Annotated in this window: 18 protein-coding genes and 1 pseudogene; 13 read left to right on the forward strand and 6 right to left on the reverse strand. The window is 39.1% G+C overall.

Going from position 1 to position 13181, the window contains the following annotated elements; translation table 11 throughout:
- Positions 1-185 precede the first annotated feature (185 nt).
- The 3 genes from NQ782_RS19930 (at position 186) to NQ782_RS19940 (ending at position 2606) form a co-directional block, all read left to right on the forward strand.
- Entirely contained in the window at positions 186-674 is a 489-nt protein-coding gene (locus tag NQ782_RS19930; protein ID WP_267581330.1) for a Mov34/MPN/PAD-1 family protein, read from the forward strand.
- A gap of 1 nt (position 675) precedes the next feature.
- Complete coding sequence (locus NQ782_RS19935) at positions 676-2271, forward strand: SAVED domain-containing protein (protein WP_267581328.1); 1596 nt, start codon at positions 676-678, stop codon at positions 2269-2271.
- A 65-nt stretch (positions 2272-2336) separates the two neighbouring features.
- A complete protein-coding gene (locus NQ782_RS19940) occupies positions 2337-2606 on the forward strand; it encodes a hypothetical protein (RefSeq protein WP_267581327.1) in 270 nt (89 codons plus the stop codon).
- Positions 2607-2781: 175 nt separating this feature from the next.
- Here the strand turns inward: NQ782_RS19940 and NQ782_RS19945 are convergent, their stop codons facing one another.
- Together NQ782_RS19945 and NQ782_RS19950 are read right to left on the reverse strand one after the other, a co-directional pair.
- Positions 2782-3084, reverse strand: a complete 303-nt coding sequence (locus tag NQ782_RS19945) for a metalloregulator ArsR/SmtB family transcription factor (RefSeq protein WP_267581331.1) — start codon at positions 3082-3084, stop codon at positions 2782-2784.
- A 38-nt stretch (positions 3085-3122) separates the two neighbouring features.
- Positions 3123-4288 (reverse strand): IS3-like element ISAba22 family transposase gene (locus NQ782_RS19950; RefSeq protein WP_085942227.1). Its coding sequence is split into 2 segments (ribosomal slippage): positions 3123-4030 and positions 4030-4288, totalling 1167 coding nucleotides; the frame shifts between segments, so codons are not numbered across the junction.
- Between the two features lie 204 nt (positions 4289-4492).
- On the opposite strand from NQ782_RS19950, the gene NQ782_RS19955 reads away from it, so the two are divergent.
- The 8 genes from NQ782_RS19955 to NQ782_RS19990 all read left to right on the forward strand — a co-directional run bounded on the left by NQ782_RS19955 (position 4493) and on the right by NQ782_RS19990 (position 9556).
- On the forward strand, positions 4493-4909 hold the full coding sequence (locus tag NQ782_RS19955; RefSeq protein WP_016165476.1) for a YeeE/YedE family protein: 417 nt from the start codon (positions 4493-4495) through the stop codon (positions 4907-4909).
- 1 nt (position 4910) lies between these two features.
- Complete coding sequence (locus NQ782_RS19960; protein ID WP_016165475.1) at positions 4911-5327, forward strand: YeeE/YedE family protein; 417 nt, start codon at positions 4911-4913, stop codon at positions 5325-5327.
- 2 nt (positions 5328-5329) lie between these two features.
- On the forward strand, positions 5330-6202 hold the full coding sequence (locus tag NQ782_RS19965; RefSeq protein WP_121594995.1) for an MBL fold metallo-hydrolase: 873 nt from the start codon (positions 5330-5332) through the stop codon (positions 6200-6202).
- A 71-nt stretch (positions 6203-6273) separates the two neighbouring features.
- Positions 6274-7056, forward strand: a complete 783-nt coding sequence (locus NQ782_RS19970; protein WP_016165473.1) for a sulfite exporter TauE/SafE family protein — start codon at positions 6274-6276, stop codon at positions 7054-7056.
- Positions 7057-7311: 255 nt separating this feature from the next.
- Positions 7312-7707, forward strand: coding sequence for a rhodanese-like domain-containing protein (locus NQ782_RS19975; protein ID WP_121595002.1), 396 nt, complete (start codon positions 7312-7314; stop codon positions 7705-7707).
- A 52-nt stretch (positions 7708-7759) separates the two neighbouring features.
- Positions 7760-8095 carry a carboxymuconolactone decarboxylase family protein gene (locus NQ782_RS19980; protein ID WP_086197102.1) on the forward strand — a complete coding sequence of 112 codons (336 nt, stop codon included), beginning with the start codon at positions 7760-7762 and terminating at the stop codon, positions 8093-8095.
- Positions 8096-8124: 29 nt separating this feature from the next.
- A complete protein-coding gene (locus NQ782_RS19985) occupies positions 8125-8745 on the forward strand; it encodes a class I SAM-dependent methyltransferase (protein WP_086197101.1) in 621 nt (206 codons plus the stop codon).
- 67 nt (positions 8746-8812) lie between these two features.
- Complete coding sequence (locus tag NQ782_RS19990; RefSeq protein ID WP_121594997.1) at positions 8813-9556, forward strand: SDR family NAD(P)-dependent oxidoreductase; 744 nt, start codon at positions 8813-8815, stop codon at positions 9554-9556.
- A 259-nt stretch (positions 9557-9815) separates the two neighbouring features.
- On the opposite strand, the gene NQ782_RS19995 is transcribed toward NQ782_RS19990, so the two are convergent.
- The 3 genes from NQ782_RS19995 to NQ782_RS20005 all read right to left on the reverse strand — a co-directional run bounded on the left by NQ782_RS19995 (position 9816) and on the right by NQ782_RS20005 (position 11169).
- Complete coding sequence (locus NQ782_RS19995; RefSeq protein WP_267581326.1) at positions 9816-10115, reverse strand: NifB/NifX family molybdenum-iron cluster-binding protein; 300 nt, start codon at positions 10113-10115, stop codon at positions 9816-9818.
- A gap of 118 nt (positions 10116-10233) precedes the next feature.
- Positions 10234-10494, reverse strand: coding sequence for a DNA-binding transcriptional regulator (locus tag NQ782_RS20000; RefSeq protein ID WP_120366197.1), 261 nt, complete (start codon positions 10492-10494; stop codon positions 10234-10236).
- Between the two features lie 255 nt (positions 10495-10749).
- Positions 10750-11169, reverse strand: a complete 420-nt coding sequence (locus NQ782_RS20005) for a DUF2946 family protein (protein WP_267581325.1) — start codon at positions 11167-11169, stop codon at positions 10750-10752.
- Between the two features lie 432 nt (positions 11170-11601).
- Here NQ782_RS20005 and NQ782_RS20010 point away from each other — a divergent pair, with 432 nt between their 5' ends.
- The gene (locus NQ782_RS20010; RefSeq protein ID WP_267581324.1) at positions 11602-11913 is read left to right on the forward strand and encodes a rhodanese-like domain-containing protein; all 312 of its coding nucleotides are present in this window, start codon (positions 11602-11604) and stop codon (positions 11911-11913) included.
- 49 nt (positions 11914-11962) lie between these two features.
- Positions 11963-12835 (forward strand): MBL fold metallo-hydrolase, encoded by an 873-nt coding sequence (locus NQ782_RS20015; RefSeq protein WP_267581323.1) that lies wholly within the window; start codon positions 11963-11965, stop codon positions 12833-12835.
- 111 nt (positions 12836-12946) lie between these two features.
- On the opposite strand, the pseudogene NQ782_RS20020 reads toward NQ782_RS20015, so the two are convergent.
- Positions 12947-13051, reverse strand: a pseudogene (locus tag NQ782_RS20020) (IS701 family transposase); the annotation flags it as partial.
- Positions 13052-13181: the final 130 nt, after the last annotated feature.

The raw sequence follows: 13181 nt of genomic DNA on the forward strand, positions 1-13181 counted from the left end.
TGTACACAGTGCACTGGGTTATGTATCGCCTTTTGAGTTTGAAGCAATGTACTATGATAAGATTAACCCGTTAGGTCAGGTGGCCTAACTTAAATAAAAAGTCTCCGACAAACCCGGTACGGTTCAAGCATTCACAAAACCACTTGAAGTATTACCTCTTTTAAATTCAGGATGTGATATTTGTAATGCATGATGAATATTTTCAGATTTCTTTCAATGATTTAGATTTGTCTATTTCAAAATCAGTCTATGATCTATGGCTCAAATTTCGTCAAATAAATCATTATGATACGGAAGCTTGTGGAGTACTAATTGGTACTAAAGATTTTGCTAGTAATCATTACTGCATTGAGAGTGTAACTGTACCGATGTCCAAGGATATTAGAACAAAATATAGCTTTACAATGAAAGATCCGAGACATCAACAAATAGTTGATAAGGCATATTTGGACTCCAATGGAACCGCAATTTATTTAGGAACTTGGCATAGCCATCCTCAAGCTATTCCTATTCCATCACATATAGATTATGGAGATTGGCAAAGATGTTTGAAGCGTAATCCTGATAGAAATTTATTTTTTATCATCATTGGATTAGAGCAAATAAAAATTGTCATACGTATGAATGATAAATTTATTGATCGCTCTCTTCTTATTGAAAATAAGGACATTTAATATGACTACATTAGATACAAAAATTTTTAATCAGGCAATGGATGCCCCATTTGAACAGTTGGATAAAGTAGTATCTTATATTGATGATATTAAAAAATTTATTAATTGGAATACAATTGGAATACTCAGTGATGAGAGTAGGAAAAATTTAGTAATCCTTTTATTTAAAGATTCTGATCTACTCGGAACACTTCGTCTAAATTTAAATCTTGAAGAATGTGTAAAATCTATAAATGCAATAAGTGAAAATCATCAGCCAATTACTCTAAGATTTTGGCAAGGTTCCTCATTACAGAAAGAACATCTTGAAAATTTGGTACATTTGAAAGAAATTTGGGATTCCTGTTCTGCTATATCTACTCTGCTAGATAACAGCCAAAAAATAGTAGATTTTCTCACTGAGTACTTTAGTGATGAAAACAAGATTGGTCGAGGGAGAAACATCACAACAGCTACAAAAAATAAGGTGTGGAATGATGGTCATGGACGATGTATGTTTGTAGGTTGCGGAGAGTCCCTCAGATATGAGTTTTTGTCAGGGGCAGAGGGGAACTTTTCTTACTTAGCCCATAATGTTGCATCTGCTGTAAATGGTGAGCGAGGGATTCCCTATTTTTCAAGTATTTTATCTGATGAACCAGATAACATTTTATTACTATGTGATAAGCATCATCGACTCATTGATAAAGTAGCTGCGGCAGATTTTTCAGCTTCAACCTTGGCATTAATGAGAAAAGAGTTCTGCGATCTAGCAGAGAATCTTTTAGATGGCCTATCATTTGAAGCAGTACCTGTGTACACAATTCTATGGCCTGTAAATGGACAATTTGTTTCGAATCCCCAATTAAAAGATATAGCTTCAAGCTTATCCTTACTTAAATCAAGAATTAAAGGTCAAGAGCGTTGTTTAACCGACAGCAATACACCTTATAGAAAAAAACCTGAAAAATTTAATGAAGATTTAATTGAGCTCATTAGGGATGAAGCAGATCAAATATTGCAAGGAACAAAACGTGATGGATATAAAGCTGCACTATTTGCTTTTGGACCAATGCCTGCATTGATAGGTTTAGGAAGTTTATTAGGTAACAAAAATGAGTTTACCCCTATGCTACGTTATCGGGATAGCAGTAGTTGGTTATGGCCACATAGCAATGTAATAGACCCATTTTATGAAATCAAAGGCCTAGACCTACTAACAGAAAATGACGATGTTGTAATTTGCGCCAATTTCACAGCAATAGCCGAACCAATCCAAAACCGAGCTCAAGAACTCAAAGAGTCCGTGGGAGCGGCTATTTTAGAAATCACAGCCTTACCAGAATATATGGGAAATGGAGCAATACCTAATCCAGAAAGTGGAAGGAAATTCTGTGCTAGATTGCAACAACTATTGCATGATTTAAAAAATAAACATAATACTAAAAGAGTTCATTTATTAGTATGTGCTTCAAATGCAGCATGTGTTTTCATAGGACAAGCTATAGATTTACACCATCCAGAAATCATTGTTTATGATTTTGCTAAAGAGACTATGGTGGCACGCTTGGTCATTAAGAATAATGGGAAAACTAACGAACTTGAACTTCCGTCTTAGCTTTCCTACAAATATTTTATTCAATGAAATAAAGTTAAACTAATGCTCTACTAAGGTTATAGGTTATGGCAATCACAGAACAACAAATTTTTGAGATGATTCAACATTGGTTAGCATATAAAGAGAATGGATATTTTGGCTCTAGCTATGGAGGTCTTGATATCGCTTTAGCAGCTCCCGAAGGTCAGCTAAATATAGAAAGTTGTAAAGAGTTTATGACTAAACTACAAGAAGACATTCCTATACTGATAGAAAGACCCTTAACACGTATTGTTAAATCAGCACCAATAATCACTTTTTACTTTGGTGATGAGCATAAAACATATAATCTATAAAACATAGTTTAAAACTATATTGTTAAATGAAAAATTAAAGTCTTAAATCAAGTTTAAGACTTTAATGTAAAAATTGACTGGTATGAAATTTTTAACTCATTGATTTTATTAAATCATAAGTTTAAAACTTTATTGTTCAAACACAATCAGGTACAAGTTAGAGTGAAAAATAGGCTTAAGCAGCACAATATAACTGATGCAGGGTTTGCATAATCGTCAGGATTCTGGGGTCAGATACTTGATAGAAAATCTGTTTACCTTCACGACGAGTGCTGACCATATTATTTTTACGCAGTACAGTCAGTTGTTGGGACAGTGTTGGTTGATGAATATCAGTGCTTTCCTCAATTTTCTGTACATTGAGTTCGCCTTCTACCAAGACACATAAAATTTTTAGGCGGTCAGGATTTGATAAGACTTTTAAGTAGTTTGTGACTATATCGACTTCCGAAAAATCAATTTTAGCCTGATTAGTGATATACGCTGAATTATCAGGAGACTTTCCCTTGGGAGATTCTAGGCAGCCAACTTATAAAAGTCTTCGGCCATTTGATTTGGTGTCTTAAAACCCAAACCCTTTTGAATTCTTCGATGATTATAAAATAATTCAATGTATTTTATAATATCTGCTTTGGCTTCTTCTCTGGTTTGATAGTTGTAATGATGCACTAACTCATTTTTCAGTATTCCCCAAAAGCTTTCAATCGGTGCATTATCGTAACAGTCTCCGCGCTTGCTCATTGAACCTTGAAAACCATATTGCTCAAGTATATTTCGATATTCATGGCTGCAATATTGACTTCCTCTGTCTGAATGCACAATCAGTTCTTTGGTTGGTTTTTGATTGTGAATAGCCATATTTAGCGCATTACAAACAAGCTGTGTTGTCATGCGCTCATTTAAGCTATAGCCAACCACTTGCTTCGTGTAAAGGTCTTTTACCGCTGCTAAGTACAGCCATCCTTCAACAGTCCATATGTACGTAATATCACTTGACCATGCTTGATTTGGTCTAGTCATTGAGAATTGTTGCTCCAGCAGGTTTTCATAGATCGCTCGATTATGGTCACTATTCGTAGTCCTTTTAAAACGCTTGTGTCGCTTACAATACAGGTGGTTCAGCGCTTTTATCTGACGTACAGCGTACATACTCATTTTTATGCCCTGAGCTTGTAAGTATTTGGTTAATCGAATATAACCATAGCTCTGCTTTGTCTCCTCATGGGCTATTTTCACCAATATCGTCTGTTGATTTCGTTGAATCGTTCTTTTGCTCACGCCTCTCTTGAGCCAATCATAAAAACATGAAACTGAAACATGAAGTAATCGAGCCATTAAGGTAATTGGAAAAGAATATCTTTTTTGTTTCATATAGGCGTACCTTACTGACTTTCTTTGGCAAAGTACGCTGCTGCCTTTTTTAAAAATTCACGTTCCATTTCAGCTATTTTGAGCTGTTGTTTGAGTTTTTTATTTTCTTCGAGTAGAGCGTTTAGATCAGGTGAATACTGTTTTGTACCTGCTAAAGTTCCAGCCTTTGCTTTGGTATTCCAATTTGAAAGAGTTTGCATTGAAATGCTAAGTTGTCTGGCTGTTTCCGAGACATTGCCTTGATTGGCTTCAATTAATTTGATGGCTTCAGCTTTAAATTCTGTGGTGTAAGTCTTGTGTTTCTTGCTCATGGTAAACTCCTGATGAGTGTGTTTAGTTTACCAAGTTAAAACCTCCTGTTTTTTCAGCACACATCATAGTTCCAGTATTCATTACGATCTCCTTCAGTCCTGCATAGTTAAAAATCATTTATGAAAGAATATCACAGAGTGCTTGATTAATATTATATATTATATATTATATATAAATATATTGTAAAGTTAAGTAGACTCGCTATGCATGATTTCCTGATTGCTTTTCTCGGCGGTTTGATGCTCGGTGTATCGGTCGTTGGTTACCTGTATGTGCATGGTCGTATCGCAGGCATCAGTGGCTTAATCGGACAGGTGCTGAATCCTAAAATGATGTTTAAAACATCTGCGATTTGGTTCATGGCGGGTTTAATCACTGTGCCATTTATCTATGGACTGTTTGTTCAGCCAGAAATTGAATTGAATGCGAGTCCGCTGATGCTGGTGGTTGCGGGTCTCTTGGTCGGCTTTGGTACCCGCTTAGGTTCAGGCTGTACCAGCGGTCATGGCATTTGCGGGATGAGTCGTTTGTCTAAACGTTCCATCGTGGCCACCATGAGTTTCATGTTTGCTGGTTTTGTCACTGTTTATATTGTTCGTCACGTGACTGGAGCATTTTAAAATGAAAAATATTTTAGCTTTTATTTTTGGTGCTCTTTTTTCTGTCGGACTGATGGTTTCAGGCATGTCCAATCCGGAAAAAGTGCTGGATTTCCTGGATCTGTTTGGTGACTGGGATGCAAGTCTGGCCTTTGTGATGATGGGTGCAATTGCCGTGGCATTTATTCCCTTTCAAAAAGCCATGCGTTCTGCAGCACCGAAAACCGTATTTAACGAACCTATTGTATTGCCCACCAGTCAAAAACTTGATCCACGCTTAATCATTGGCAGCCTGTTGTTTGGTATCGGCTGGGGGATTGCTGGGGTATGTCCAGCACCAAGTTTCACCTTGATTGGCCTGGGGCATTACCAGGTCTTCTATTTTATTATCGCGATGTTGATTGGCGTATTGCTGCACCGTAAATGGGCTGGAGAATAACGATGGCAAAACACCCACTGGTACAGGATTTTTTTGACGAGGCGACCAATACCTTCAGTTACGTGGTATCCGATCCAATAACAAAGCGCTGTGCCATCATTGACAGTGTGCTGGATTATGATGCGGCATCTGCAACCACTTCAACCACACAGGCAGATCGTATCATTGCCTATGTCAAAGCACAGACTTTAGACGTGGAATGGATTTTGGAAACCCATGTTCATGCAGATCACTTGACTGCAGCCCAGTATTTGAAACAGGAACTGGGCGGAAAAATTGCAATCAGCCAGAAAATCGCTGTGGTGCAGCAGACCTTTGCTGCAATTTATAATCTGGATCTCAAGCAGGTGAATGCTAGTCAGCCATTTGATCATTTATTTGAAGATGGTGAGCATTTCAAAATCGGTGAGCTGGATGTCTATAACATAGCAACACCGGGGCATACGCCTGCTTGCTTGAGCTATGTGGTTGAAGATGCCGTCTTTGTCGGCGACACGCTGTTTATGCCGGACTATGGTACGGCACGTTGTGATTTTCCAAAGGGCAGTGCAGAAACGCTTTTTGATTCGGTACACAGCCTGTATCAGCTACCAGAAGATACTCGGGTCTTCTTGTGTCATGACTATCTGCCTGAGTCACGTCATGCGTATCAGTGTGAAACCACTGTTCAGATGCAGAAACAGCATAATATTCATGTGCATAGCGGGATCAGTAAAGCCGATTTTGTCGCAATGCGTCAGCAGCGTGATGCGGGACTGAGTATGCCGAAGCTGATCCTGCCTTCCATTCAGATCAATATGAAAGGTGGACAGTTTCCAACGCCAGAAGAGAATGGGGTTTCTTATTTAAAACTTCCGCTCAATTACTTCAAATAGACATGTTTCAAGATTAAACAAAAAGTTTGGTCTTTTGTTTAATTGCATTAGCAAAGAGAGGAACAGTGGCTATGTGGGTGTTAATACTGGAAGGGTTGGCCATCGGTGGCTTGCTGGGTTTAACCGGTGCTGGTGGCGGTATCCTGGCTGTACCGGCACTGATGGCGAGTCAGGGCTGGACCGTGGCACAGGCTGCGCCTGTGGGCTTGCTGGCAGTGACTCTGTCTGCCTTGGTCGGAACGTTCGAGGGTTTATTCAAGCGTATTGTACGTTATCGCGCTGCGCTCTGGATCGCCCTGATCAGTATTCCTTCAGCACGCTATGGCGTAAATCTGGCTGGTATTGTTTCTCCGGTCTGGCTGACGATGGCTTTCAGTCTAGTCATGTTGATTGTGGCTTACCGGATCTTCTTTAACAAAGTTAATGACCATGAGAATCCACCGTGTAAGGTCAATCAAACGACCGGTCGCCTGATTTGGAATGTGAAAACGGCCTCGTTCCTCGCCGGTATTGGCGTAGTGGCGGGTTTGCTGACTGGCTTGCTCGGGGTGGGCGGCGGTTTTGTGATTGTTCCAGCGCTGCGTAAATTCACCGACCTCGATATGCGCAGTATCGTCGCGACTTCCCTGATGATTATTTTCCTGATTGGCGGTGTCAGTATTACTGCACACGTGCTGGATGGTTTTCAATATCCTGTTTCGGTCACACTGACTTTTGTTCTGGCTTGTATTGTGGGAATGTTGATTGGACGCAGTCTGATGCACCGGATTGAAAGTAACCGGGTACAGAAAATTTTTGCCACGACTGTGATTGGGGTAGCTGTGTATTTAATCTATTCAGCACTCATGGGCTAGTCCCGTGAAGTGCTCTCCGGACGGAGATAGAAAGTCTGCTTCTGGATGACAGATGAATAGCCTGTTTTTCTGTCATTTGAATGAATATCCAACCGGTGTAGAGTCTAAAATGAATTTAGCAAATGGGCTGTTTGCAATAGTGTGATCGTTGTAACAGTGCTGGAATGAGAGTTTATAACAAAGTGCTTTTAAGTTGCTGATCTGGCATTTATAACAGATGAGGCTGATTTTGATGAGTGAGGAAGAGTAGAAATGATGAAAACGGCAGAGCAATTGATCCGGAATGCGAAAAGCCGGATTCAGGAAGTGAGTGTAGATGACTTACTTGAAGCCATGAAAAATCATAAAACCATTCTAATTGATGTTCGGGAACCAGATGAATTTCAGGCGGCAGCGATAGACCGTGCGGTGAACTATCCTCGTGGTGTTTTAGAAATGAGGATTCACCAGCATCCTTTGGCGAGCCATCATTGCGATACCCTACAGGCACTGGAACATCTTAAAGATCAGCCGATCTATTTGATCTGTGGTACAGGCGGCCGTTCGGCACTGGCTACAGATACTTTGCAGAATATGGGTTTTACTCAGGTTAAATCCGTTCAAGGGGGATTTCAAGCATGGCTAGAGCAGGGCTATCCGGTACAAAAATAATCTATTGAATAAGCAAAACCTTATTGTTGATTGTTTAGTTTGAGAGAAAGTCATGAAATACAAAGAATTAACCCAGAATATTTCAGGTAATTTAAGAACGCTCAGTCAGGATTCACCTGATTTAATGAAAAGTTTCAATCAATTATCCCAGATCGCAATGCATGATGGTGTGATTGATCCCAAAACCAAGGAATTGATTGCATTGGCGATTGGTGTGGCTGCACGTTGTGATGGTTGTATCGGTTTTCATGTCAGAACCCTGGTCAAAATGGGCATGACCCTGCAGGAGCTGGAGGAAGTTCTGGGTGTTGCGGTGTATATGGGCGGTGGACCTTCATTGATGTATGCCGCAAATGCCCTGGAAGCATTTAAAGAGTTTTCCAACTGATTGGATAGTGGCGTAAATGGAGGGATGAAATGAGTCAGCACTGGAATGAATTGTATACCCAGACGCAGGACCTATACGGCACAGCAGCAAACCTGTTTATCCAGGAAATTGCGCGGAAAATCCGGATTGAAGGTAAAACACTGGCAATTGCTGAAGGAGAAGGAAGGAATATCCTGTACCTGGCTGAGCAGGCAAGACAGGATAATTATCCTTTTTCGGCAGAAGTTTGGGATTATTCCGATGTTGCTTTGAAGCATCTGTCCAGCAAAGCCGAAGCCACAGGGATAAATCTTGAACTCCGACATGTTGATTTAACAGCAGCTAAATGGCCATCCGAGCGTTATCAAAACGTGATTTGTGTATTTGGTCATTTCGATACAGAAACGCAAACAAAGGTTTTAGAAGGCATAAGAAAATCTTTGCTAAACGGTGGATGGTTTATCGGTGAGCTGTATTCAAAGGAGCAGATCAACTATAAAACTGGTGGCCCTAAAAATATCGAATATTTATACGATCCGTGGGATATTTTGCAGGTTTTCAAGCAGGATCATATCCATCATTTTTATGTTGGAGAGCAAGAAAGACAGGAGGGAAAATTACATTGCGGTAAATGTCATGTTATTCAATTTGCAATACAAGTGATGAAGTAAAAACAAGTGAATTATTAAATGTGATGCAAATATTCAGCATTGCAGTACTTTAAAAAGAGGTTTTATTATGTCAAATCGGTTCAAAAATAAAGTTGCCCTAGTTACTGGTGCGGGTTCTGGAATTGGGAAAAGCACAGCTATGCTTTTAGCGAAGCAGGGTGCAAGTGTTGTAGTATCGGATATTAACTTTGAAGCAGCACAAAAAGTTGCTGAGGAAATTGTATCTTTAGGCGGTAAAGCGGCTGCGAATAAAGCCAATACGGCTGAACCTGAAGACATGAAAGCAGCAGTTGAATTTTCAGTCAGCACCTATGGTGCGCTTCATTTAGCTTTTAACAACGCTGGAATATTGGGTGACGTTCAGCCAATTGCAGATTTAAGTATTGAAGCTTGGCGTCGTGTGATTGATATTAATTTGAATGCGGTCTTTTATGGCTTACATTATCAAATCCCTGCAATATTGGCAGCTGGCGGTGGTGCAATTGTGAATACAGCATCAATTTTAGGTTTAGTTGGGACTGAAAATATTTCTGGTTATGTTGCAGCTAAGCATGGTGTAACCGGGCTTACTAAAACGGCTTCGCTAGAATATGCTAAAAAGGGTATTCGTATTAATTCAGTACATCCTGGTTATATTAAAACACCTTTAATTGGTGAGTTTGATGAAGCTGAACTGACAAAATTGCATCCAGTTGGTCGTTTAGGAAATCCGGAAGAAGTTGCTCAGGTCGTTGCTTTCTTACTTTCTGATGATGCATCTTTTGTAACGGGCAGCCAGTATGTAGTAGATGGTTCATATACTTCACAATAGTTAATTTTAGGAAAGGCCTTCACCTAATTGAGAAGGTTTTTCCTTTTAGAGTTTATATATAAGTATATGTTTTACAAATAAAAAACCTTATGGAATTCATCAGGTGTTTATATGAAATATCGTGTCAACTTATTTTAAGCCTAGGCAATTTAATTTTTTGATTAAATAGCAGTTAGTAAGATGTATTTTATTAGCTAAAGTTCCCACTAACTTTTAATGGAAACTTTAACTATGGTTTTAGATTTTATTCATAGGCGAGTTAAAGTAAACTGTTAATAAAATTATCAGGATCAATTTCATCCGTCACAATAACATGTACGCCAATATTTTTGAGTTTTTCTCGCAATCTGTCACCCATCCCTGTGGTTACGAACATGTCCATAGGTAACAGTTTTTCTAGTACCTCACCCGACTGAGAAAATGATGCTTCTTTCTCCACCTCAATGAGCTGTTTGTCCATAACTTTCCCATCTTTGAGCTCATATTTCCAGAGTTTTCGGCATTTCCCAGCATGCGGAGTAATATGACGTCGGTTCTGTGATGTAATTACAATTACCATAAAGATTTCTCCAAACCAAACCGATACTACTGCTCTTTATAGGTATGTATCGGTTCATGATGATTCATAAGTTAAGCTTGTAGTGACAAAAACTATTCAAAAACATAGCTAATACTATTCAAGCAAGATTTTCCAAAACAAACTGAGGTGACTTGATAAAGAGTTTCAACAAAGCTTGGGCTGAGCTTGAGGGATGACGAACTCCACGTTCCCAACTTTCTAAGGTACGGGCGGAAATACACAGTTTTGATGCTAGTTCTGTCTGTGAAATATTGAGAGCTTGCCGGATCCTTACAATTTGTTGTGCTAAATCCAGACAACAGTTGCTATTAAAATCACTTTTTGGGAGATGTGCCTGATCATGCTGAAGTAGATTCATCATTGTCTCCTCCTTATCGATATACTAGAAAGCTGTAATAACACTTTGAAAAATCCAAAGGTCATTGAGACTGTGACAGCCGGATTTCAAATAAATTTGAATACAGATAAATTAAAAGCCATATTCATTATTACGGATAGGATCACTGTGACTGAAGATGCTAATTGTGAGCTGCTCACATGTTTTGGATAGATGAATATTTTCAGCCATATCGGAAACTGCGGCAGACTGCTCAGCGATACCACATCTGCTGATTTAGTGGATGAGTGTTAAAGGAGGAGCACGACCCTGAGGAATAAGGAACCACGGATGAGGTAGAGACAGCGTATATGGGACAAATGTACTGAAGAACTGCAGTAAGGTCTGAGTTCTGATCAGTACTAGTCTGAGTTTGGTATCGAGTAGCGGTAGGGTATAGCTGTGCACCAGGCAAAACTGGCAGTCATGACCGGTATGTGCATCATCCCGCTCTTGATGTTCATGTCGATTCTGCACATGTGTGAAGACATGTGCATTATTTTGGTCTGCTCCGCTGGCTTGATTGCTATGCGGATGTGATGTTGCGAAGCTGTGGTGTGGATGAACGTTAGTAACTTCTAGATGTAATGCTGCGGCAATAGTTTTACATACCGAAAAAACACTGTGTTTTTCTGGCAATAAAGGCTGCAGGAACACAGCGATCTGTAACAAGATTGCTGATAACCCCAGCAATCTTCCCAACATCATGAGCACTTCACTACACTTTTATGGACATTACATAGGTTATAGTATAACAAAATATAAAATTTATAATTGAAAAATAGACGATAAAATCGATTTTAATCTGCTACTAAACATAATTTTATTTTTTCTTTATGGAATAGGAAGCGTAAGATCATTCTGGAGCGAATGAGGTCTTATTAAAGTTGGACTGCATTGTAGGTTTGGTTATTAAAAAGTCATTGTATTTTCTATGAGGATAGATTTGAAGTTTAACCCAAGATTGGCTTATATTTATTTTACTACTTATTTTTATTTTAAATCCTTATAAATATAAGTCGCGGATAACAACTATTCTAATAGAGGAAAATCATGTTTAACATTCTGATGTATCTACCTTGGGGCAAGGTGCCTGAAACTACCTGTCAGGAATTATGGCAGAAACGGGAAATTGTACAGATTGTTGATGTCCGAAGTGCTCAAGAGTTTAAACATAGTCATATAGAAGGTGCTGTTAATTTACCTATTACACAGTTGAATGAATCTACAATACAATCATTGGGGCTCAATCTGGATCAGCCTGTGGTGACCATTTGTCTATCGGCACACCGGAGTATTCCTGCAACACGCAGATTGGCCAAGATGGGTTATTCAGTCACACAGTTAAAAGGTGGTATGAAATCCTGGTGGAAAAACAACCTACCTTGCATCAAAAACTAAGTTTTAAATGTGCTCTGTGAGCTTCTAAATTTTAAAAAGGAGTAAGACTATGTCGACTCAACCAAATGTAAAAGATTTTTTTGATCCTAAAACAAATACATTCAGTTATGTAGTTTCAGATCCAGCCACAAAACAATGTGCGATTATCGACAGTGTTCTCGATTATGACTCTGCTTCAGCAGTGACATCTACCACGCATGCCGATCAAATCATCGCGTATGTCAAAGAGCAGGGCTTACAGGTTGAGTGGATTTTGGAAACGCATGTACATGCAGATCATTTAACAGCAGCACAGTATTTAAAACAGCAACTCGGTGGAAAAACAGCGATGAGCGAACGAATTTCACTGGTACAGGACACCTTTAGCTCAATCTATAACATTGATATCAAACAATTCAATGCTTACCAGACATTTGATCATGTATTTCAGGATCACGAAGAATTTCATATTGGCAACCTGAAAGCCTATAATATTCCTACTCCTGGCCATACACCTGCATGCTTGAGTTATGTGATTGGGGATGCTGTTTTTGTGGGTGATACCTTGTTTATGCCTGATTATGGAACGGCACGATGTGATTTTCCTAAGGGCAGTGCTGCGACTTTATTTGACTCTGTACAGACCCTCTATCAGTTGCCTGAAGACACTCGTGTTTTCCTATGTCATGACTATTTACCGGAATCACGTCATGACTACATCTGTGAAACGGATATCAAAACTCAGAAACAGTTTAATATTCATATTCATATTGGCACAGAAAAAGCGGAGTTTGTTGCAATGCGCCAAAAACGTGATGCAACCTTGAGAATGCCTGAGCTGATTCTGCCATCCATTCAGATTAATATGAATGCGGGACGCTTTCCCCAACCAGAACAAAATGGCGTATCTTACTTAAAATTGCCTCTCAATTATTTCAAGTAAGCAAAGTCTTCTTCTGAACACTCTTTGTACAATAAATAACTTTCTCCTGCATCAACTGTAAGAGAAAGTTATTTTATTATCTTAAGTGTTTAATTTAATAGGACTTACGCACTATCCTTTTTGTAATTTCTGTGGAAGAAGATGATTCTTGTCTAAAATAAACGCATGAATAAAATTCTTGATAATCGGCTTAAATAAATTCTTCTGCCACTGATAAATTGAACCGTACCGGGTTTGTCGGAGAGTCAATATTCTGAGAGACTATCCCGATGACAAAATTAAAATATACCCCTGAAATCAGAGAAAGAGCGGTTCAATTATTGATTGAATCTGAAAAAGATTATCC

This window comes from Acinetobacter sp. BD54, from assembly GCF_044778325.1.
Classification (GTDB): domain Bacteria; phylum Pseudomonadota; class Gammaproteobacteria; order Pseudomonadales; family Moraxellaceae; genus Acinetobacter; species Acinetobacter baumannii.

Coding starts and splice junctions, on each gene's coding strand:
- NQ782_RS19990 (WP_121594997.1), top strand. CDS start 8,813: ATGTCAAATCGGTTCAAAAATAAAGTTGCCCTAGTTACTGGTGCGGGT.
- NQ782_RS19965 (WP_121594995.1), top strand. CDS start 5,330: ATGGCAAAACACCCACTGGTACAGGATTTTTTTGACGAGGCGACCAAT.
- NQ782_RS19935 (WP_267581328.1), top strand. CDS start 676: ATGACTACATTAGATACAAAAATTTTTAATCAGGCAATGGATGCCCCA.
- NQ782_RS19970 (WP_016165473.1), top strand. CDS start 6,274: ATGTGGGTGTTAATACTGGAAGGGTTGGCCATCGGTGGCTTGCTGGGT.
- NQ782_RS19940 (WP_267581327.1), top strand. CDS start 2,337: ATGGCAATCACAGAACAACAAATTTTTGAGATGATTCAACATTGGTTA.
- NQ782_RS19955 (WP_016165476.1), top strand. CDS start 4,493: ATGCATGATTTCCTGATTGCTTTTCTCGGCGGTTTGATGCTCGGTGTA.
- NQ782_RS19930 (WP_267581330.1), top strand. CDS start 186: ATGCATGATGAATATTTTCAGATTTCTTTCAATGATTTAGATTTGTCT.
- NQ782_RS20000 (WP_120366197.1), bottom strand. CDS start 10,494: ATGAATCTACTTCAGCATGATCAGGCACATCTCCCAAAAAGTGATTTT.
- NQ782_RS19980 (WP_086197102.1), top strand. CDS start 7,760: ATGAAATACAAAGAATTAACCCAGAATATTTCAGGTAATTTAAGAACG.
- NQ782_RS20015 (WP_267581323.1), top strand. CDS start 11,963: ATGTCGACTCAACCAAATGTAAAAGATTTTTTTGATCCTAAAACAAAT.
- NQ782_RS19960 (WP_016165475.1), top strand. CDS start 4,911: ATGAAAAATATTTTAGCTTTTATTTTTGGTGCTCTTTTTTCTGTCGGA.
- NQ782_RS19975 (WP_121595002.1), top strand. CDS start 7,312: ATGAAAACGGCAGAGCAATTGATCCGGAATGCGAAAAGCCGGATTCAG.
- NQ782_RS19995 (WP_267581326.1), bottom strand. CDS start 10,115: ATGGTAATTGTAATTACATCACAGAACCGACGTCATATTACTCCGCAT.
- NQ782_RS19985 (WP_086197101.1), top strand. CDS start 8,125: ATGAGTCAGCACTGGAATGAATTGTATACCCAGACGCAGGACCTATAC.